Annotated in this window: 18 protein-coding genes; 5 read left to right on the top strand and 13 right to left on the bottom strand. The window is 71.3% G+C overall.

Translation table 11 applies throughout. From position 1 onward, the window contains the following. Window positions 1-86 precede the first annotated feature (86 nt). Window positions 87-923 (bottom strand): SGNH/GDSL hydrolase family protein, encoded by an 837-nt coding sequence (locus N798_RS16950; protein WP_052117489.1) that lies wholly within the window; start codon window positions 921-923, stop codon window positions 87-89. 117 nt (window positions 924-1,040) lie between these two features. Between N798_RS16950 and N798_RS16945 the strand changes: the two genes are divergently transcribed. Continuing rightward, window positions 1,041-1,928, top strand: coding sequence for a hypothetical protein (locus N798_RS16945; RefSeq protein ID WP_052117488.1), 888 nt, complete (start codon window positions 1,041-1,043; stop codon window positions 1,926-1,928). A 123-nt stretch (window positions 1,929-2,051) separates the two neighbouring features. Continuing rightward, window positions 2,052-3,959 carry a peptidoglycan recognition protein family protein gene (locus N798_RS16940; RefSeq protein ID WP_035951026.1) on the top strand — a complete coding sequence of 636 codons (1,908 nt, stop codon included), beginning with the start codon at window positions 2,052-2,054 and terminating at the stop codon, window positions 3,957-3,959. Window positions 3,960-3,983: 24 nt separating this feature from the next. Here N798_RS16940 and arfB read toward each other — a convergent pair whose 3' ends face one another. Continuing rightward, on the bottom strand, window positions 3,984-4,439 hold the full coding sequence (gene arfB, locus N798_RS16935; RefSeq protein ID WP_035951024.1) for an alternative ribosome rescue aminoacyl-tRNA hydrolase ArfB: 456 nt from the start codon (window positions 4,437-4,439) through the stop codon (window positions 3,984-3,986). Between the two features lie 22 nt (window positions 4,440-4,461). Beyond that, window positions 4,462-6,090 carry a citramalate synthase gene (cimA, locus tag N798_RS16930; RefSeq protein WP_035951021.1) on the bottom strand — a complete coding sequence of 543 codons (1,629 nt, stop codon included), beginning with the start codon at window positions 6,088-6,090 and terminating at the stop codon, window positions 4,462-4,464. 446 nt (window positions 6,091-6,536) lie between these two features. Between cimA and N798_RS16925 the strand changes: the two genes are divergently transcribed. From N798_RS16925 to N798_RS16915, 3 genes are read left to right on the top strand one after another with little or no spacing between them, the layout of a single operon-like run. Beyond that, window positions 6,537-6,971: a YdeI/OmpD-associated family protein gene (locus N798_RS16925; protein ID WP_229708682.1), complete on the top strand. Its 435-nt coding sequence runs from the start codon at window positions 6,537-6,539 to the stop codon at window positions 6,969-6,971. Window positions 6,972-7,021: 50 nt separating this feature from the next. Next, complete coding sequence (locus N798_RS16920) at window positions 7,022-7,273, top strand: hypothetical protein (protein ID WP_035951018.1); 252 nt, start codon at window positions 7,022-7,024, stop codon at window positions 7,271-7,273. Continuing rightward, on the top strand, window positions 7,263-7,772 hold the full coding sequence (locus N798_RS16915) for a hypothetical protein (protein WP_035951015.1): 510 nt from the start codon (window positions 7,263-7,265) through the stop codon (window positions 7,770-7,772). Before N798_RS16920 ends, N798_RS16915 begins: the two co-directional genes overlap by 11 nt. A 79-nt stretch (window positions 7,773-7,851) precedes the next feature. On the opposite strand, the gene N798_RS16910 is transcribed toward N798_RS16915, so the two are convergent. The 10 genes from N798_RS16910 to N798_RS16865 form a co-directional block, all read right to left on the bottom strand. Further along, window positions 7,852-9,177 carry a DUF2786 domain-containing protein gene (locus N798_RS16910; protein WP_052117487.1) on the bottom strand — a complete coding sequence of 442 codons (1,326 nt, stop codon included), beginning with the start codon at window positions 9,175-9,177 and terminating at the stop codon, window positions 7,852-7,854. A 602-nt stretch (window positions 9,178-9,779) separates the two neighbouring features. Further along, complete coding sequence (locus N798_RS18545) at window positions 9,780-10,025, bottom strand: methyltransferase (protein ID WP_198030773.1); 246 nt, start codon at window positions 10,023-10,025, stop codon at window positions 9,780-9,782. 43 nt (window positions 10,026-10,068) lie between these two features. Beyond that, the gene (locus tag N798_RS16900) at window positions 10,069-11,178 is read right to left on the bottom strand and encodes an MBL fold metallo-hydrolase (protein ID WP_084100939.1); all 1,110 of its coding nucleotides are present in this window, start codon (window positions 11,176-11,178) and stop codon (window positions 10,069-10,071) included. A gap of 10 nt (window positions 11,179-11,188) precedes the next feature. Beyond that, window positions 11,189-11,926 carry a gamma-glutamyl-gamma-aminobutyrate hydrolase family protein gene (locus tag N798_RS16895; RefSeq protein WP_035951012.1) on the bottom strand — a complete coding sequence of 246 codons (738 nt, stop codon included), beginning with the start codon at window positions 11,924-11,926 and terminating at the stop codon, window positions 11,189-11,191. A 5-nt stretch (window positions 11,927-11,931) separates the two neighbouring features. Continuing rightward, on the bottom strand, window positions 11,932-12,699 hold the full coding sequence (locus N798_RS16890; protein WP_035951010.1) for a 3-oxoacyl-ACP reductase: 768 nt from the start codon (window positions 12,697-12,699) through the stop codon (window positions 11,932-11,934). 30 nt (window positions 12,700-12,729) lie between these two features. Continuing rightward, complete coding sequence (locus N798_RS16885; RefSeq protein WP_035951006.1) at window positions 12,730-14,106, bottom strand: aldehyde dehydrogenase family protein; 1,377 nt, start codon at window positions 14,104-14,106, stop codon at window positions 12,730-12,732. 71 nt (window positions 14,107-14,177) lie between these two features. After that, window positions 14,178-15,563 (bottom strand): glutamine synthetase family protein, encoded by a 1,386-nt coding sequence (locus N798_RS16880; protein WP_052117486.1) that lies wholly within the window; start codon window positions 15,561-15,563, stop codon window positions 14,178-14,180. A gap of 28 nt (window positions 15,564-15,591) precedes the next feature. Further along, window positions 15,592-16,326, bottom strand: coding sequence for a FadR/GntR family transcriptional regulator (locus N798_RS16875; protein WP_052117485.1), 735 nt, complete (start codon window positions 16,324-16,326; stop codon window positions 15,592-15,594). A gap of 36 nt (window positions 16,327-16,362) precedes the next feature. After that, complete coding sequence (locus tag N798_RS16870) at window positions 16,363-17,916, bottom strand: amino acid permease (RefSeq protein ID WP_052117484.1); 1,554 nt, start codon at window positions 17,914-17,916, stop codon at window positions 16,363-16,365. Window positions 17,917-18,120: 204 nt separating this feature from the next. Beyond that, complete coding sequence (locus N798_RS16865) at window positions 18,121-19,218, bottom strand: branched-chain amino acid aminotransferase (RefSeq protein ID WP_035951000.1); 1,098 nt, start codon at window positions 19,216-19,218, stop codon at window positions 18,121-18,123. Window positions 19,219-19,223 lie beyond the last annotated feature (5 nt).

Below are 19,223 nucleotides of genomic sequence, written 5' to 3'. Positions count from 1 at the left end.
CTCTAGGTCCTCCGACTTCTTGCCCATCTGCGACGCTCGCGGCGGCGACCGTGTCGCGGATGGGCAAGAAGTCGGGCGGCGAGGGCTCAGTCGAGGCGAGCGACCACGGTGCCGGCGAGGACGGCATACCCCGCGTCGTTCGCGTGGATGTCGTTGCGGGTGCACATCCACGTCCACGCGCAGATCGTGGCGACGTTCGTCGGGATCGTCCCGTATGCCGTCGCCACCGGCGTGGTGACCGTCGACCGGAACGCCGTGGCGACGTCAGCGACGTCGGCGTCCGCCGTGGTGGCGGCGCGCGCGACGGCGGCGTTGAGCATGCCCTGGAGCACCGTCGTGAGCCCGGCGACCTGCTGGCCCGCGGGGCCGGTCAGCCACGCAGCGAGGAACGGGTTGTAGTAGTCGAGGACGACGATCTGGGTGTCCGGGCCCGTCGCGGCGCGAAGCCGGCCGAGGATGGTCGTGAGGTTCCGGTCCACCGTTCCGACGGCCGCGATCGCGCAGGCGACGTCGACCGTCCCGCGGGCGCAGGGGGTGACGTCGTTCGCGCCGATGTCGATCGTCACGAGGTCGACCTTCGTCTTGTGCGCCTTGAGGAACTCGACGGCGGCGTCCACCTGCGTGCCTGCCTCGTAGGTGCACCGGTCGGTGCCGAGCATCGACGTCGTCGTCGCGCCCGAGCAGGCGAGGTTGCGCAGCTTCGTCTTCGGTGCGTCGTCCTGCAGGGCGTCGAGGACCCCGCCGACGTAGCCGCCGTCGCGGTCGTCGCCCACTCCGGGCTGGTAGCCGGCGGCGAGCGAGTCACCCAGTGCGAGGTACCACGAGGTCGCCCTGCCCGCACTGGGGTCCGGCTTCGCCGAGGCGGCGGCAGGCGTCCCGAGGACGGCGAGGGTGGCGATGACGATGGCGAGGACTCGACGCATGCGATGGCTCCAGGGGTTCGTGGTCCGCGGCGCTGCGGGCCTCTCGGGATCGTCGCACAGGCAGCACGGTGCGGGGTGGAATCCGGACCCCGCACGCTCCCCTACGCTTGACGGGCCATGAACGCCGAGACCGTCACCGAGCCCACCACCCTGGGCGTCGCGACGTGGACGGCGCGTGCGGAGTCGCACGGCGAGAGGGTCGACGCGGCAACGGCGGCCCAACGGGCCCGGCGCGGACGGGGCGAGTCGCACCCGGTCGAGGACTTCCTCTTCTCCTACTACGGCACCACGCCGTCACAGCTGCGTCGGTGGCACCCGGGTCCCGGCGTGCGCCTCGAAGGGGCCGCCGCGCTGGAGCGGGCGTCGTGGAAGCACTATCGCGTCGTCGAGGGGTCGGTCGAGCTCGACGTCGCCGCCTTCGTCGCCGCACGCGGGCGCGCCGTGGACTTCGTCAAGGGGCTGCTCACCGCGACGGTGTCGCGACCGGCCCGCCTCGGCTGCTTCGGGCTGCACGAGTGGGCGATGGTCTACCGCGCCGGCGAGGACGGGGTGCGCCACCAGCAGGTGCCGCTGCGCCTGGGCCAGGCCGCGACCGACGAGGTCGTCGAGCGGCACCAGATCGCGTGCACCCACTTCGACGCCTTCCGCTTCTTCACCCCAGAAGCCCTGTCCCGCAACGCGATCCAGCCCACCCGGGAGTCCCAGAGCGAGCTTGAGCAGCCCGGGTGCCTGCACGCTGGCATGGACACCTACAAGTGGGCCACCAAGCTGTCGCCGCTCGTGCCGAGCGAGCTGACGATGGACTGCTTCGACCTCGCGTCGCAGATCCGCCTGCTCGACATGCAGGCCTCCCCCTACGACCTCTCCGGCTACGACGTCGAGCCCGTGCGGATCGAGACGGCCGCTGGCAAGACGGCATACATCGAGCGTCAGCGAGAGTTCGCCGAGCGCTCGAACGCCCTGCGCTACAGGCTGATCGACGTGCTGGACACCGTCGCGGACTGAGCCGGTCGCGTCGGCTGCCCGCGTCGGCTTGCTTCGTCAACCATTGACGCGGAAAGGCTCCACGGCGTTGGATAGTCCCATCGCCCGGGACTCCCCCGGGACCTTGCTGGAAGGGTCGCGACGATGGCGCGCAGGTTTTCACGGTTCGGGGCGGGGGCGCTGGCGGCGACGCTGGCCGCAGCCGGACTCACGCTCAGCAGCACCTCGACGGCCTCGGCCACGGACTGGGGCGCCTGCCTCACGGGCGCGGACGACACGCAGTCGGTCTTCGCCCGTGCCGCGCAGGTCAGCGGCGTCCCGGAGGACGTGCTGCTCGGGGTCGGCTACCTGGGCGGCCGGTGGAGCCACCATGCCGGGCAGCCGAGTGTGTCCGGCGGCTACGGCGTGATGCACCTGACCGACCGACCGGTGACCCCGGTGTCCGCACCGGACAAGGGTGACTCCGCCACGGGGCTGCCCACGCGTGCGGGCACGCTGCTCGTCGCGCAGGAGCGGACCGGGCTGTCGGCCGAGCGGCTGCGCACCGATCCGGTCGCCAACATCTGTGGGGCGGCTGCCGTGCTGGCGTCGTACCAACCCGGCACGACGGCGCAGGGCCCGGCCGGGTGGAGCAAGGCGGTCGCGCGGTATGCCGGCACCGCCGACCGGCAGGAGGCCCTGAACTACGCCGGCCTCGTGTTCGACGTGATCCGAACCGGTGCCACCGAGACCACCGACCTCGGTGACACCGTGACGCTGGTGGCGGACCCGGGCGCGACGCTCGACACCGCGGCCGTGTCGGACGACCGGGTCCTCGAGCCCGGCGTCCAGGAGCTGGAGTGCCCTTCGACGGTCGACTGCGACGTCGTCGAGGCGCAGTACCGCCGGACCGGACCCGCCGTCACGCAGTACGTCAACTACGACCTCGCCGACCGCGAGAAGGACCTGTCGATCGACTACCTCGTCGTGCACAACACCGAGTGCACCTACGACGTCTGCACCAGGCTCATCAAGGGCGAGGCCGAGCCGAACCGATTCGTGTCGTGGCACTACACCGTCCGGTCCAACGACGGCCATGTCGACCAGCACGTCGCCACCCGCAACGTCGCCGCCCATGCCGGCAACTGGTACCTCAACATGCACTCCATCGGTGTCGAGCACGAGGGCAAGGCCGGCGAGCCCGGCACGTGGTACACCGAGGCGCTCTACCGCTCCTCGGCCCAACTGGTGTCGTACCTCGCCAAGGAGAAGGGCATCCAGCTCGACCGGGCGCACGTCGTCGGCCACGAGGAGTTCATGTCGAGCAACTACAAGTGGGACCCGGGGCCCTACTGGGACTGGGAGCACTACATGGCACTGCTCGGCGCCCCCATCAAGCCCGACCGCCGCAGCGGCCCCAGCCAGGTGTTCACGGTCAAGCCCGGCTTCACGGACAACGCTCGGACCCTCACCGGGTGCTTCGCGACGGAGACGCAGCCGGGCCGGGCCTGCCCGTCCTTCGGCACCAACTACGTCGACGTCCGCACGGCCCCGAGCGACTCGGCGCCTCTCGTGTGGGGGTCCACCGACCACGTCTCCGACCGTGACGCCCGCGCCGTCGCCGGTCACAAGTTCTCCGTCGCCGGACGCCAGGGTGACTGGCTCAAGGTCTGGTGGGACGGCTCGGCCGGGTGGATCAAGAGCCCGAAGGGTGAGGACGCCAACGTCGTCCCGTCGCAGGGCGAGGTCGTCGAGGCCGTGCGCCCGTCGGTCCCGGTCTACGCCCGCGCCTATCCCGAGGCCTCCGCGTATGCCGGCACGCCGGTGCCCTACCAGGGGCAGCCCACGGTCACTGCGCCCGACGGCTCGGTGCTCACCCTCGAGCCGGGTCAGCGCTATGTCGTCGCCGACACCACCGTCCCGGCCGACTACTACTACGCGAAGTCCTTCGACAACTCGCTCCCCGGCGACAAGACCGTGATCACGGGGAAGCAGGAGTACCTCCAGGTCTGGATCGGGCACCGCTTCGGCTACGTCAAGGCCGAGGACGTGAAGGTGCTCTCCGGCCGCTGACGAGGGTTCAGGGTCGGCCCGACGTCACTCCGGGCTGACCCGCCCCCGCCCGGACTTGAGCTCACCGCGCCGTCGCTTGCTGTCGAGACGCCGGCGCTGTGAGCCCTTCGTCGGCCGGGTCGGTCGCCGCGGCGGGGGCGGCGGCGCGAGGGCTTCTCGCAGCAGAGCGGCCAGACGCTCGCGGGCAGCGGCCCGGTTGCGCAGCTGCGAGCGGTGCTCCGACGCCACGACGACGATCCGCCCCTTGACGAGCGAGTCGGCGAGCACCTCGACGACGCGTGCCGCCTGGGTCGCCGAGAGGGACGTCGAGGCCGCAGGGTCGAACTCGAGCTCGACCCTGCTGTCGGTCGTGTTGACCCCTTGACCGCCGGGCCCGGACGACCTGCTGAAGCGCTCGACGAGCTCGGAGACGTCGAGGACGAGACCGCCGGGCAGGCCGGGACCGGGGCGCACCACGAGGTTGCTGCCCGGTCCGCTCATGCGGACATCGTCGCAGGCCCCGTCAGCGGGCAGGGACTCCGGCGCGGAGCAGGCCGTAGGTGACGCTCTCGACGAGCGCCATCCAGCTCGCCTCGAGGATGTTGGCCGCGACGCCGATCGTCTCCCACGTCGTCTCGCCGTCGCTCGTCTCGATGAGCACCCGCGTCACGGCATCGGTGCCGTGGGCGGCGTCGAGGATGCGGACGCGGTAGTCGATGAGCTCGAGGTGCTCGATCTCGGGGTATGCCGTCGCGAGCGCGAGCCGGAGGGCGTGGTCGAGCGCGTTGACGGGTCCGTTGCCCTCACCCGTGCGCAGCACCCGCCTGCCGCCGGCGGTGAGCTTGACCGTGGCCTCGGACAGGGCGGCGCCGGAGGACTGGCTGTCGGTGATGACCCGCCACGACTCGACCTCGAAGAAGTCGGGCAGCGACCCCTCGATCTCTCGCCGCAGCAGCAGCTCGAAGCTCGCGTCGGCGGCGTCGAAGGTGTAGCCGCGCAGCTCGAGGTCCTTGACCGTGGCGAGGACGCGTTGCACGAGGGCGCTGTCCTCGTCCTTGAGCGGGTCGAGGTCGATCCCGATCTCCCGGGCCTTGAGCTCGACGGAGGCACGGCCGGCCATGTCGGAGATGAGCATCCGCATGTCGTTGCCGACGTGCTTGGGGTCGAGGTGCTGGTAGAGGTCGGGGTCGACCTTGATCGCGCTCGCGTGCAGCCCGGCCTTGTGCGCGAAGGCGCTCGCCCCCGTGTAGGGCTGGCGGCTGTAGGCCGGCACGTTGGTGATCTCGCTGATGGCGTGGCTGATCCGCGTCGCCTCCTGGAGCCGGTGCGGCTCCATCACCTGCTGGCCGACCTTGAGCTGGAGGTTGGCGACGACGGTGACGAGGTTGGCGTTGCCGGTGCGCTCGCCGTAGCCGTTGATCGTCCCCTGCACGTGGGTCGCGCCGGCGTCGACCGCGGCCATCGAGTTGGCGACCGCGCAGCCGGTGTCGTTGTGGCAGTGGATGCCGAGGCGGGCGTCGCCGGCGGCCCCACCGTCCGGGCCGGAGCCGAGCCCGAGCGCGGCGGTGACGTCGGTGACGACGTCCCACACCTGACCTGGCAGCATGCCGCCGTTGGTGTCGCAGAGCGCGGCGACCTCGCCGCCGGACTCGAAGACAGCACGCAGCGCCTCGATCGCATAGGCGCGGTCGACGGCATACCCGTCGAAGAAGTGCTCCGCGTCGACGAAGACGCGCCGCCCCTCGCCACGGAGGAACGTCACGGTGTCGCGGATCATCTCGAGGTTCTCGGCCTTCGTCGTGCGCAGCGCGCGCTCGACGTGGCCGACGTGCGACTTCGCGACGAGGGTGACGACGGGGGCCTGGCTGTCGAGGAGCGCGCGCACGAGCGGGTCGGTCGACGCGGCGCCCCCGGCCCGTCGCGTCGCGCCGAACGCTGCGAGCGTCGCGTTCTTGAGGGTGAGGTCGGTGGCGGCCCGGGCGAAGAACTCGGTGTCCTTCGGGTTCGCCCCGGGCCAGCCACCTTCGATGAAGCCCACGCCGAGCTCGTCGAGGTGGGACGCGATGGTGAGCTTGTCCTGCACGGAGAGGTTGAGCCCCTCCTGCTGGGCACCATCGCGCAGGGTGGTGTCGTAGACGTGCAGGTCGCTCATTCGTGTCTCGCCTCGATCGTTCTCGTGTCGTGAGTTCGGCGTGTCCCAGTGTCGTCCTCGACCGGCGCGTGCTGCCCGGCGGCCATGGGTGGAGCTGCCGGACCCTTCCCCGTGGTGACTCCGGCTCACCGTCGTCGACCACACGAAAAAGACCCCCCGGGTGTGGGAGGTCTGCGCGACGAACGGGTGTTCGTCGCGCTAGTCGATAATGACGGTGGCGGTGGCCACGCACATGGGAGTCACGAGGAGAGGGTGGCACGCGGGGCCAGCATGTGGGAAGGCCCGTCCACATACCGAGCGCAGCCCTGGCACGCGGTTCGGTCGGAGGATCCCCGGTGCCTCGGTCCCTGCGATCCTCCACTCGCGCGGGACCGTGCAACGTATGCCGTCCGCCCACCTCCCGTCGCTACGCTCCCTCCCAGGGAGAGACGCTGCACCTCACGGCCGTGCTCGAGGCCCGAGGGCCCGCCGGCGGGTTCGTCTTCACCGACGATCAGGTCGCGGCGACGGGCGACGGAGCCAAGGTGTTCCCGGTGAGGGTGACCATCGGGGACCGCGTCGTCCGGCTGCGCCTGGCGCGCATGGGCGGGGAGAACCTGGTCGGACTCAGCAAGGCGGCCCGCGCCGAGGCTGGGGTCCAGGTCAGCGACACGGTGACGTTCAGCATCGCCGCCGACACGACCCCGCGGATCGTCGAGGTGCCCGACGACCTCGCCAGCGCCCTTGGCGCGGATCCCACTGCGGCACAGGCGTTCGAGGCGATGGCCTACACGCACCGCAAGGACTACGTCCGCTGGGTCACCGAGGCCAAGCGCGAGCAGACCCGGGCCGACCGGGTCGCGAAGACCGTCGAGATGGTGCGCGAGGGCATCACGCGCTGAGCGTCAACCCCCAGTTGACGCCACTCTCGCGTCAACCTAGTGTTGACACCATGACGAGACGACCGGACATCCGCCCCCGCCGGGGCACCTCGCTGTCGACCGGCATGCTCTGCGTGCTCTTCGGTCTCGTCGCCCTCGCACTGTCCCACGGGCGCGACGGGTTCGACAAGGGGTTCTTCCAGGGGGCGTGCATCGCCCTCATGGTCCTTGGTGCCTACCTCCTCGGCTCGGCGACCTTCCGCAAGGGCACCGCGGACGAGCTCGGCGACGACGCGTGGCTCCCGAGTCGTGATGAGCGCTGACCGCGGCCTCGTCGAGGCGGTGGGCTCGGCCGTCCTCGCGACGGCCCCGAGCCGTGACCCGCTCGCACTCGTCGAGCACACCGCGTCGGCCGAGTCCGCCGCGCGGGACCTGCTTGCCCAGGCAGTCGGGACCGCGCGGGCCGACGGACACAGCTGGGCCGCCATCGGCTCGGTCCTCGGCATGAGCCGTCAGGCCGTGCAGCAGCGGTTCGGCCGCTCCGGCGAGGACGCCCTCGAGCCCGAGGAGCGCTGGCTCGGGCCGGTCACCGCCTTCGACGAGATGTCGGAGCTCGAGATCGCCGGACGGCTCGGATGGCACACCATCGGCGTGGGGATGCTGCGCCACCGCATGGTCCGGACCCCGCACCAGTGGGAGCACAAGCGGGTGCTGTGGTCCGGCTCGCTCAGCAGGTGGGAGAAGGACGGATGGGTCGTCGGCTCACGGGCCTTCCCGTGGGTCTACCTCGTCCGCGACACCGGCCTGCCCGCGCAGACCTGACGCCCCGGCGTCCGGCCCTCACCGGCCGTCGGCGACGCGTCCTCCGACGGACCGCGACCTGTGGCGCCGGGACCCGACGTCAGCCGCTCCGGCGCCGTCCCACGCTCGCGCGCACCGCGCTCCCGTCGAGGCTCGCGCGGTCGGCTGCTGCCCGGCCGACGTGCCACCCCTCGGCGTCCCGCACCGAGCCTGTCGACCTCGTGCGCACCGTCGGAAACCACTTCCCCACCGTGGCCTCGACCTTCTCGGTCCGGGCCGCGAGCAGCGGGACGAGCTCCTGCCCACGTGACCTCGCCGCGGGTGCGGCCGCCTCGGTCTCGGCGTCACGGACCTCCCGCAGCCGCTCACCGATGCGCTGTGCATAGGCCGTGAGAAAGGACGAGCGGAAGGCTCGCGTTCGGCTGCGACCCCGGTGGTCCGCCCTCGATCCCTCGGCGAGCATCCGGGTGTTGGCCTGCACGAGCAGGGAGGTGAAGAGCAGCCCAACCGACTCGAGGTCGCTCTCGAAGCCCACGACCGTGCCGAAGCCCAGCGCCCTGGTCCACACCATGCGGCAGGAGTTGGCCGCCGCCACGGCGGTGAGGAGCGACGCCTTGGGTCCGTCGTAGGGAGTCTCGATGCCGATCCGCCGACCCCTGGGCGCGCCGTCACCGGCGTCGGGCTCACGCTCGGACAGGAGGGCCACGTCGATGCTGTGCCGTGCCATGAGGGCCTGGGCTCCCGCGGTGAAGGTCTCGGCCTCGGCCTCGAAGGTCGTCGACTCCGCCTTGGCGAGCAGCATGCGGACACGCTCGAGGACCCGGGAGTCCACGTGACCCGATAAGGCGGCGCCGGTCCCGCTCCCGCCGGTCCCGATTCCTCCGACGCCGGAAGCCGTCGTCCCCGACGCCCTGGCTGTCGTCGGCGTCGCCGTGCCGGGCAGCGGGGACAGGCGCTCGATGCCGGGCAGGGTCTGCAGGAGGTGCAGGACCGTGAGGGCGGTCGTCAGGAGGGTGAGCCAGTCGGTGCCGCGCCGACGTCGCGCCTCGAGCCAGGACTGGGAGGCCGGCCACCACACCCGCGTCTCGAGCACCTCGAGCTGCGACCACCAGTGCGGGTCGACGGTCGTGGGGGCGTAGCGGCCGAGCTCGTCGGACACGACGTCGAGGACGACGGCCTGCTCGGCGGCGCCGAGCCCGCGCACCGCCATCCGGTGGACGTCGGCGGGCTGCCACCCGCGCTCCCAGACGCCCGCTGTCGCGACCCGGAGCGACTCGACCACCGCGCTGGTCACCGAGCGCGCTCCCTCGGGGCTGTCGCAGCGCTGGGCCAGCATGACGGCGACGTCGTCGAAGGCGCGGCCCCGACGTGCGGCCAGCGCCCGGACCGCGAGCGCGACGAGGTCGGTCTCCGTGCTGTTGTCCATGTCTCTCCCCCGGCTGGTCCTGTGAGCGCCCAGCATCGCATCGGCGGACGACGCCGAGGGGCACTCCCGAGCGCAGCTGTGGACGACGGCATACAAGGGTCGAGCCTGTGGACGACGCGAGGTGGGCGTCAGGAGTACGCGGGCACACCGAGGGTGAGGTAGGCGAACCCGAAGGCGTTGCGGTAGCCGTGGAGCCACCGCGTGCGGTGCTCGTCCGCGCGGGCGCGGACCTCGGCGTCGTCGTGGTGGATGAGCCACTCCTCGAGGTCGGCAAGGTAGCCCGACTCGACCGCGAAGAGCTCGTCCTCGCTCGCCGTCTCGATCCACAGCGGCCGGTAGCCGGCGGCGACGGCGAGATCGGTCAGGACGGCGACGGGCGGCAGGGCGACGACGTCGTCCCAGACGCGGTGCGGCTCGCTCGGGCCACGCTCCTCCCACGTCCCCTCGCCAGGACGAGGCAGCCCCCGGGCCGGACGAGCCGCCGCAGCGCCGGCAGCGCGTCGGCCACCGACTCGCCGAACGCGTGCGACGAGCCGATGCAGACCACGACGTCGGCGGGCTCGGTGACCTCGGCGGCGGGCCGGTTCTCGAAGGTGACGCGCTCAGCGAGGCCGAGGCCGGCAGCGCGGGCCGCGGTCGAGGTGGCGCTCGTCGGTGTCGACGCCGAGACCCTGGGCACCTGGCGCGCGGTCGACGACCCGGACGAGCAGCTCCCCCCATCCGCATCCGAGGTCGAGGACGTCACTCGGCGAGCGAGCGGCCAGCCGCGAGGCGAGCGCGTCGGCTCGGGCGTCCGAGAGGGGCGCGTTGAAGGTCAGGTGCTCGTAGAAGCCGGGTGCGTCACTCATCGCGTGAAGTCAACCAGCGCCGGGCCCTTGGCACGAGCGGGTTTCACGTGACGGAGCGCCACCAGTAGGTCGGCTCGGTCGGCAGTGCGGAGACGTCGAGCCGCTCCCCCGGTCGCGGGACGACGACGTCGACGCCGCGTCGCTGCGCCTCGACGAGGACGCGCTCGACCGGCTCGCCCCACGGGTGGAAGGCGAGGTTGAACGTGGCCCAGTGCACCGGCACCATGACCGGCGCGCGGACGTCGGCGGCCGCCTCGACGCCGTGCTCCGGCGTCATGTGGATCGTCGGCCAGCCGTCGTCATACGCGCCCACCTGGACGAGGGCGATGTCGAACGGGCCGTAGCGCTCGCCGACCTGCGCGAACCCGATGAAGTATCCGGTGTCGCCCGAGTAGAAGACCTTGCCGGTCTCGCCCTCGAGGACCCACGAGGCCCACAGCGTCCCGTCACGCGAGAGCCCGCGACCGGAGAAGTGCTGCGCGGGGGTCGCGACGAGACGGACCCCGGCGACCTTGGTGTCCTCGTGCCAGTCGAGCTCGTCGGTGCGCTCGGCGGGGACGCCCCACTTCTCGAGGTGGGCCCCGACGCCGAGCGGCACGACGAACCGGGCCTCGGGCCACAGGTCCGCGATCTCCTTGACCGAGTCCATGTCGAGGTGGTCGTAGTGGTCGTGCGAGATGACGACGGCGTCGATCGGCGGCAGGTCGCGCAGCGCGACGGGCGCCGGGTGCAGCCGCTTGGGACCGACCTGCTGCGAGGGCGAGCACCGCTCGCTCCACACGGGGTCGAGGAGGACGGCGGCGCCGTCGACCTGGACGAGCACCGTCGAGTGCCCGAGCCACGTGACGTGGGTCCCGTCCGGGCGGGCGTCGAGCGGCTCGCGAACGAGCGGGACGTCGCCGACCGGGTGGCGTTCCTGCCGCCCGGCAACGAGCTCCTTGACGCTCGCCGCGAGCGTGCGCGAGGAGGGCTCGAAGCGCAGCTGCTGGTTGCGGAAGCGGCCGTTCGACCACTCCGGCGACGCAGCCATCCGCGCGGCCCGCGACCCCGTGGCACGTCCGCCCATCGCCTCGGGGATCGGGCGGCCGGCCTTCACGAGCCATGCCGCGAGGCCGACGCCACCTGCCGCCACTGCCAGTCCGGGAACTCTCACCGCTCCAGTGTCACCCCAACTCCCCGAACTCCCGGCATGCGTCCACCAGCGCGTCGAAGAGCCGGCCGTCGTCGCCGGCCTCCGGGTGCCACTGCACGCCGAGCCGGAACGGCTGCTCCGGGTCCTCCATCGCCTCGAGCGTCCCGTCCTCGTGCCACGCGGCCGGTACGTAGCTGGGGTGCGTGGTGACGGCCTGGTGGTGGTAGGTCGGGACGTCGAGGACGTCGGTGCCGAGGACCGACGCGAGCCGCGTGCCCTCGACGGCTGTGACGTGGTGCGAGGCGTAGACACCCGGCGACGGGCTGTGCGCCGTGTGGCCGACCCGGTCGGGCAGGTGCTGCTCGAGCGTGCCGCCTCCCGCCACGGCCATGACCTGCATGCCGCGGCAGATGCCGAGCAGCGGCATGCCCGTGCGAGCCGTCACCCGCGCCACCGCGAGCTCGAAGGCGTCCCGGTCGGGTCGGGGGTCCTGCACGCTCTCGTGCGGGAGGGCGGCATACCGGCTCGGCTCGACGTCGGCGCCGCCGGCGACGACGACGCCGTCGAGCCGCGTCAGGACCTCGGACACGAGGTCGTCGTCGGCGTCGAGCCTCGGCGGCAGGATGACGGTGAGTGCGCCGGCCCGCTCGAGGTGCTCGACGTAGCCGTGCGGCAGGACGGCGCTGTGCTGGTCGGTCCAGTCCCCGCGCACGACGGGTTCGACGTAGGACGTGACACCGATGACGGGCCGACGCGGTCGCGCTGCCATCGGGCTCAGAGGGGGGTGACGTAGGCGCCGGAGATGCCACCGTCGACGAGGAAGGTGTTGGCCGTGATGAAGCTCGACTCGTCGGACGCGAGGAAGAGCACCGCGTTGGCCATCTCCTCGGGCTCGCCGAACCGGCCCATCGGCACGTGCACGAGCCGCCGGGCGGCTCGCTCCTCGTCCTTGGCGAAGAGCTCGCGCAGCAACGGCGTGTTGACCGGACCGGGGCAGAGCGCATTGACCCGCACGCCCTGGCGCGCGAACTGGACGCCGAGCTCGCGGCTCATGGAGAGGACCCCGCCCTTGGAGGCGCTGTAGGAGATCTGCGAGGTCGCTGCACCCATCACGGCGACGAACGACGCGGTGTTGATGATCGAGCCCTTGCCCTGCTCGAGCATGTAGGGCAGCGCCGCCTTGCAGCACAGGTAGACCGAGGTGAGGTTGACCTCCTGCACCCTGCGCCACGCGTCGAGGTCCGTGTCGAGGATCGAGTCGTCCTCCGGCGGGCTGATCCCCGCGTTGTTGAAGGCGATGTCGACGCTGCCGAACCGCTTCTTGGCCGTCGCGAAGAGCGCGTCGACCTGCTCCTTGTCGGTGACGTCGCAGTGGACGTAGGCGCCGCCGACCTCCTCGGCGATGGTCGCGCCGTTCGCGTCGTCGAGGTCGCCGATGACGACCTTCGCCCCCTCCTCGGCGAAGCGCCGCACGGTCGCGAGACCGATGCCGGAGCAGCCCCCGGTGACGACGGCGACCTTGCCCTCGAGACGAGTTCCCATGTGTGCCAAGCCTTTCCGTGGTGGTGAGAGTCAGCTCTCGGTGCTGATGAAGACGTTCTTGACCTCGGTGAACGCGTCGAGCGCGTCCGGACCGAGCTCACGACCGATGCCGCTGGACTTGAAGCCGCCGAAGGGTGTCGAGTAGCGCACGCTGCTGTGGCTGTTGACCGAGAGGTTGCCCGCCTCGACGGCGCGGCTCACGCGGATCGCTCGCCCGACGTCGCGCGTCCAGATCGACCCCGACAGTCCGTATGCCGTGTCGTTCGCCTTGGCGACCGCGTCCGCCTCGTCGTCGAACGGCATGACGCCGACGACCGGGCCGAAGACCTCGTCCTGCCACACCCGGTCGCTCGTGGACCCGGGGAGGACGACCGTCGGCGGGTACCAGTAGCCCGCACCCTCGGGGGCGCTGCCGCGGAAGGCGACGTCGACGGTCTCGTCGGAGTCCTCGACGAAGCCGCGCACCGTCTCTCGCTGTCCGGCGCTGACGAGCGGCCCCATCTGGGTGTCCTCGTCGTGCGGGTCGCCGACGCGCACGTCACGCATCGCGACCTCGAATCGCTCCATGAACGCGTCGAAGACGCTGCGCTGCACGAGGATCCGCGTGCGGGCACAGCAGTCCTGGCCGGCGTTGTCGAGGAAGGACATCGGCGCCGCCGCGGCGGCTGCGTCGAGGTCGGCGTCATCGAAGACGATGTTGGCGGACTTGCCGCCGAGCTCGAGCGTGACCCGCTTGAGCTGGTCCGCGGCCTTGCGCATGATGTCCTGGCCGACGGTCGTCGAGCCGGTGAAGCAGACCTTGCGGACGTCGGGGTGGGTGACGAACCGCTCCCCCACAACCGAGCCCTTGCCCGGCAGGACGGTGAAGACCCCCTCGGGGATGCCTGCCTCGAGGGCCAGCTCGCCGAGCCGCATCGCGGTGAGCGGGGTGAGCTCGGCCGGCTTGAGGACGACGGTGTTGCCGGCTGCCAGGGCCGGTGCAAAACCCCAGCCGGCGATGGGCATCGGGAAGTTCCAGGGCACGATGACCGAGACGACACCGAGCGGCTCCTTGAAGGTGACGTCGAGGCCGCCGGCGACGGGGATCTGCCGGCCGAAGAGCCGCTCGGGCGCGGCGGAGTAGTAGGCGAGGACGTCACGGACGTTGCCCGCCTCCCACCGCGCGTTGCCGATCGTGTGGCCGGCGTTGTCGACCTCGAGCTGGGCCAGCTCCTCGAGGTGCCCGTCGACGACCTCGCTGAAGCGGCGCAGCAGCCGACCGCGGTCGGCGGGTGCGAGCGCCCGCCAGGCAGGGCCGGTCTCCACGGCGCGCGCGACCGCTTCGTCGGTCTCCTCGACACCGACGAGGTCGATGCTGCGCACCGTCTCCTCGGTGGCGGGGTTGATGACGTCGTGCGTGGTGCTCATGTGGTCCGGACTTCCTTTCGGCGTAGTGCGACATTCGGCGTCGTGCGACGTTCGGGGCTGGTGCGACTTGGTCAGAGTCGTTCGAAGCCTCGGATGCGTTCCCAGTCGGTGACGGCGGCGTCGAACGCCCGGAGCTCGACGTCGGCCGCGTTGACGTAGTGGTCGACGACGTCGTCGCCGAAGGCCGCCCGCGCGACCGCCGACCCGGCGAGGAGGTCGCGGGCCTCCCGCAGCGTCGTCGGCACCGTGTCGACGTCGGCCTTGTAGGCGTTGCCCTCGAACATCGGCTCGAGCTCGAGCTCGTTCTCGATGCCGTGCAGCCCGCCGGCGAGCATCGCTGCCACGGCGAGGTAGGGGTTGACGTCGCCACCGGGCACGCGGTTCTCCATCCGCAGCCCGGCGCCGTGGCCGACGACGCGCAGCGCACAGGTGCGGTTGTCGCGTCCCCACGCCACCGCGGTGGGTGCGAAGGAGCCGGCGGCGAAACGCTTGTAGGAGTTGATGTTCGGCGCATAGAAGTAGGTCAGCTCGCGCAGCGTCGCGAGAACGCCGGCCAGGAACTGGTCGTGCAGCTCGCTCTGGCCACCGTCGCGCTCGTCGTCGGCGAAGACGACCTCGCCGTCGAGGCCGCGCAGCGAGAGGTGGATGTGGCACGAGTTGCCCTCCCGCTCGTCGTACTTCGCCATAAAGGTGAGCGACATCCCGTGCTTGGCGGCGAGCTCCTTGGCGGCGGTCTTGTAGATGACGTGGTTGTCGCAGGTCCGCACGACCTCGTCGTAGAGGAAGCCGATCTCGTGCTGGCCGAGGTTGCACTCACCCTTCGCCCCCTCCACGGTGACGCCGGCGGCATACAGCTCGTTGCGGATCTCGCGCAGGAGCGGCTCGACGACCGTGCCCCCGGTGATGGAGTAGTCGACGTTGTAGCGGTTGGCGCCGGTGAGCCCGACGTAGCGCCGGTCCCACGCCGAGGCGTAGGTGTCCTCGAAGACGATGAACTCGAGCTCGGTGCCGGCGATGGCCGTCCACCCCTGCTCGGCGGCCCGGTCGACCTGCGCCCGGAGGATGCCGCGCGGCGACTGCCGCACCGGGCCGGACCCGTCGAGCCAGGCGAGGTCGCACTGGACGGTCACCGAGTGCGGTGCGCCCGGGGTCCGGCGCAGGGTGTCGAGGTCGAGGACGAGCTCGAAGTCGCCGTAGCCCTTCTCCCACGACGACATCTCGTAGCCGTCGACCGTGTTCATGTCGACGTCGACAGCGAGGAGGTAGTTGCACCCCTCGACGCCTCCCTCGAGCACGTGGTCGAGGAAGTAGGCCGCATGCAGCCGCTTGCCGGTGAGCCTGCCCTGCATGTCGGTGAAGGCGACGACGACGGTGTCGATCTCGCCGCTCGCCGTCCCCGCGCGCACGTCGTCCAGCGTGAGCTGGCGTGGCCCCCCGGCGTGGATGGTTCCGGTCATGTGTCGCTCTCCTTCGTCGTCCGTGACGTCATCCGAGAAGTCCCCTGAGCAGGGCCGAGGTCGCGTCGCAGTGCTCCTCCATGGCAGCACGGGCGGCCTCCGCGTCGCCACGCAGGACCGCGTCGACGACGGCGTCGTGCTGCTCGCACGAGTGGGTGATGTTGCGCGGGAGCACCGGGATCGCGGCGAGGAGCTCGCCGAGGGCGGCCTGCGCCCGCGTCACCGACTCGATGACCATGGGCGAGCCCGACAGCGTCGCGACGGCGAGGTGGAAGCGGCTGTCCGCGATGCGGTGGCCCGGGGTGTCGACCGTCGCCCACACCTCGGCGGCCGACTCGGCGAGCCAGGCCCGCTGGTCCCCCGCGAGCTCCTGCCGTGCGGCGAGCCAGGCCGCCCCGGGCTCGACGATGCGGCGGAAGTCGAGGGCGTCGGCCAGCGCGGCCCCGCGTCGCACCGGGACCGCGGTCGCCACCGAGCCCGGCTCGGGCGTGACGTAGGTGACGACGGTCCCGCCACCCCTCCCCCGCCGGGTCGTGACGAGCCCACTGTCCCGCAGCGCGGCGATCGCGTCGCGCAGGGTGTTGCGCGAGACCCCGAGCCTTTCCGACAGCTCGCGCTCGGGCGGCAGCTGCTCGCCGTCGACGAAGACGCCGAGCCGGATCGCCGTCGCCAGCTGCTCGACCGTCGTCTCGAAGACGTTGGCCGTCGCCGGCCGGAGGACGGCTTCGGGAAGCCGCCCCACGTCCGGCTGGGGCGCGGTCACGCGACCGGCTCCACGGCATACGTCATCGGTCTGCGCTCACCGGAAGATCTCGGCGGGCGGGATCGTGTCGTGCCCCTCGGGGACGTCGACCATGAAGTGCTTGCGCCCGCCGACGAACCACGACACCGTCGCGAAGAGCAGCACGGCGCCGACCGCGACAGGGGCGTAGTTGAAGGTCGCGTCTCCCCACGTGCCGGGCGCGTAGGCCGGGAGCATGAAAAGCACGACGATGATGGCGACCCAGACGATCGCGATCCAGCCGATGGGTGCGCTCCAGCGGCCCAGGTTCCAGCGGCCGACCCGGAAGTCGGGGTTGGTGCGGCGCAGGAAGACCGGCACGACGTAGGCGATGTAGAGCCCGATGACGGCGATCGAGGTCACGGCCGCATAGGCGACGATGCTCCACAGCGCGGGGAGGGCGACGATGATGGAGCCGACGACGCAGAGCCAGATCGAGTTCGTCGGCGTGCCGGTGCGCGGGTTGACCTGCGACCACAGGCGCGAGCCGGGCAGGGCGTTGTCGCGCGAGAACGCGTACGACATGCGCGAGTTGGCCGTCACCGACGCCATGCCGCAGAAGAACTGGGCGACGGCGGCGATGAAGAGCATCGTCTTGCCGAGGCCCGCGCCGGCCGCGTCGATGAAGATCTGGGCCGGCGGCAACCCGGTCTCGGTGGCGCGCTGGGCGTCGTAGTCCTGGATGGCCGCGGTCACCGAGACGAGCAGCACCCAGCCGGCGAGGATCGAGACCCAGACGGACATGACGATGCCCTTGGGCGCCTCGATCGAGGCGTTCTTGGTCTCCTCGGCGACGTGCGCGGAGGCGTCGTAGCCGGTGTAGGTGTACTGCGCCATGAGCAGGCCGACGAGGAAGGCGTAGGGCAGGATCCCGAAGATCTCCCCCTCGAACCCGGTGGCGTTGCGGTACTCGGTGAAGGTCCACGACAGGCTCTGGTGCTGGTCGGGCACGAGCCAGAGGATGGCGACGATGACGGCGACGCCGATGAGGTGCCACCACGCGCTGACGTTGGAGAGCAGCTTGACGAGGTCGACGCCGAAGGTGTTGAGCAGGCCGTGCAGGACGATGATGACGACGAACGCGACGAAAGTCGACGCGAGCGAGACCTCGACGCCGAAGACGAGGTTGAGCAGCGCCATCCACGTCACCGCGGCGCCGTAGTCGATCGCGGCCGTGACGGCGACCTCGCCGAGGAAGTTGAACCAGCCGACGTACCACGCCCAGACCCGCTTGTTGCGGCGCGCGAGCTTGCCGGCCCAGTAGTAGAGCCCGCCGGCGGTCGGGTAGACCGAGCAGATCTCGGCCATCGCCATGGCGACGCAGAGCACGAAGAGGCCGACGAGGGGCCACCCGATGGAGATGGCGACCGGGCCGCCCGCGTCCATGGCCAGGTAGTAGGTCGTGATGCACCCGGCGAGCACCGAGATGATCGAGAACGAGACGGCGAAGTTGCTGAAGCCGCTCATTCCGCGGTGGAGCTCCTGCTTGTAGCCGAGCTCGGCGAGCATCGCCTCGTCGTCGTGCTGGTCACCCTGCGCGGATCCGGAAGTCCTGTCCACCTGAGACGCCATGGCACTCTCCATCAAAGGTCTGTTCCCGGACCCTTTGACCCGGGGACATCAGTGACGGAAAGACAACACCCGAACCACGTATGCCGTCAATGGTTCGTCGGTGCACCTTTTGACGACCTCGTATGCCGTCCGCCCACCCGACGTCTTCCACGGACGCGACACCTCGCTGGCGCTCGGCGTCCCGTCCGGGGAAGACGTCGACGGTCAGGCCAGGCGAGTGAGCCAGCCGCGCGCGTCCTCGGCGCGGCCGTACTGGATGTCGAGGAGCCGCGACCGGATCGCACGGGTGACCTCGCCGCCCTCGGGGCCGCCCACTGCGGGTGCCGTGCCCCCGGCCCAGCGGAGCTCGCCCACGGGGGTGATGACGGCTGCCGTGCCGCACGCGAAGATCTCGACGATGTTGCCCGAGGCGACGCCGTCCTTCCACTCCTGGATCGGCACCTTGCGCTCGACGGGGGTGAGGCCCTCGTCCTTGGCGAGCTCCAGGATCGAGCTGCGGGTGATGCCCTCGAGGATCGTGCCCGAGAGCTCGGGCGTGACGAGCTCGCCGTCCTTGGTGAGGAAGAAGAGGTTCATGCCGCCGAGCTCCTCGATGAGCTCGTGGGTGGCGGAGTCGAGGAAGACGGCTTGGTCGCAGCCGTTCTCGATGCCCTCGAGCTGTCCGGCGAGCGAGGAGGCGTAGTTGCCGCCGCACTTGGCCGCTCCCGTGCCGCCGGCACCGGCGCGCGCGTAGTCCTGCGAGATCCACAACGTGACCGGCTTGAGGCCACCGGCGAAGTAGGGGCCCGCGGGCGAGGCGATGACCGAGTAGGTCACCTCGTTGGCGGGGCGCACCCCGAGGAACGCCTCGGAGGCGTACATGAACGGGCGGAGGTAGAGGCTCGCCTCACTGCCGTCGGCCGGCGGGACCCACGCCTCGTCGACCGCGAGCAGCGCCTTGAGCGACCCGACGAAGTCGGCCTCGGAGAGCTCGGGGAGAGCGAGCCGCCGGGCGCTGCGCGCCATGCGGGCGGCGTTGGCCTCGGGGCGGAACGTCCAGACCGAGCCGTCCTCGTGGCGGTAGGCCTTCATGCCCTCGAAGATCTCCTGCGCGTAGTGCAGGACCGCCGCGCTCGGCATGAGCTGGATCGGGCCGTAGGGCGTGACGCGACCGTCGTGCCACCCGCCGTCCTTGGTCCACGTCGCGGAGACCATGTGGTCGGTGAAGTGGACCCCGAAGCCGGGGTTGGCGTGGATCTCGGCGCGACGCTCGTCGCTGGCCGGGTCCTGACGTCGTTCGACGGTGAACGAGAGGTCGGTCATGTCGG

The sequence above is a fragment of the Knoellia flava TL1 genome (assembly GCF_000768675.1).
In the GTDB taxonomy this organism is placed as follows: domain Bacteria; phylum Actinomycetota; class Actinomycetes; order Actinomycetales; family Dermatophilaceae; genus Knoellia; species Knoellia flava.
The sequence above is the reverse complement of the archived record's forward strand: the minus strand, read 5'-3'. Positions and strand labels throughout refer to the sequence as shown.

Bases quoted from the DNA above. Each gene is read 5' to 3' on its own strand.
- N798_RS16870 (WP_052117484.1), bottom strand. From the start codon at position 17,916: ATGGCGTCTCAGGTGGACAGGACTTCCGGATCCGCGCAGGGTGACCAG.
- N798_RS18545 (WP_198030773.1), bottom strand. From the start codon at position 10,025: ATGAGTGACGCACCCGGCTTCTACGAGCACCTGACCTTCAACGCGCCC.
- N798_RS16865 (WP_035951000.1), bottom strand. From the start codon at position 19,218: ATGACCGACCTCTCGTTCACCGTCGAACGACGTCAGGACCCGGCCAGC.
- N798_RS16885 (WP_035951006.1), bottom strand. From the start codon at position 14,106: ATGAGCACCACGCACGACGTCATCAACCCCGCCACCGAGGAGACGGTG.
- arfB (WP_035951024.1), bottom strand. From the start codon at position 4,439: ATGAGCGGACCGGGCAGCAACCTCGTGGTGCGCCCCGGTCCCGGCCTG.
- N798_RS16915 (WP_035951015.1), top strand. From the start codon at position 7,263: ATGAGCGCTGACCGCGGCCTCGTCGAGGCGGTGGGCTCGGCCGTCCTC.
- N798_RS16880 (WP_052117486.1), bottom strand. From the start codon at position 15,563: ATGACCGGAACCATCCACGCCGGGGGGCCACGCCAGCTCACGCTGGAC.
- cimA (WP_035951021.1), bottom strand. From the start codon at position 6,090: ATGAGCGACCTGCACGTCTACGACACCACCCTGCGCGATGGTGCCCAG.
- N798_RS16940 (WP_035951026.1), top strand. From the start codon at position 2,052: ATGGCGCGCAGGTTTTCACGGTTCGGGGCGGGGGCGCTGGCGGCGACG.
- N798_RS16920 (WP_035951018.1), top strand. From the start codon at position 7,022: ATGACGAGACGACCGGACATCCGCCCCCGCCGGGGCACCTCGCTGTCG.
- N798_RS16890 (WP_035951010.1), bottom strand. From the start codon at position 12,699: ATGGGAACTCGTCTCGAGGGCAAGGTCGCCGTCGTCACCGGGGGCTGC.
- N798_RS16950 (WP_052117489.1), bottom strand. From the start codon at position 923: ATGCGTCGAGTCCTCGCCATCGTCATCGCCACCCTCGCCGTCCTCGGG.
- N798_RS16895 (WP_035951012.1), bottom strand. From the start codon at position 11,926: ATGGCAGCGCGACCGCGTCGGCCCGTCATCGGTGTCACGTCCTACGTC.
- N798_RS16910 (WP_052117487.1), bottom strand. From the start codon at position 9,177: ATGGACAACAGCACGGAGACCGACCTCGTCGCGCTCGCGGTCCGGGCG.
- N798_RS16945 (WP_052117488.1), top strand. From the start codon at position 1,041: ATGAACGCCGAGACCGTCACCGAGCCCACCACCCTGGGCGTCGCGACG.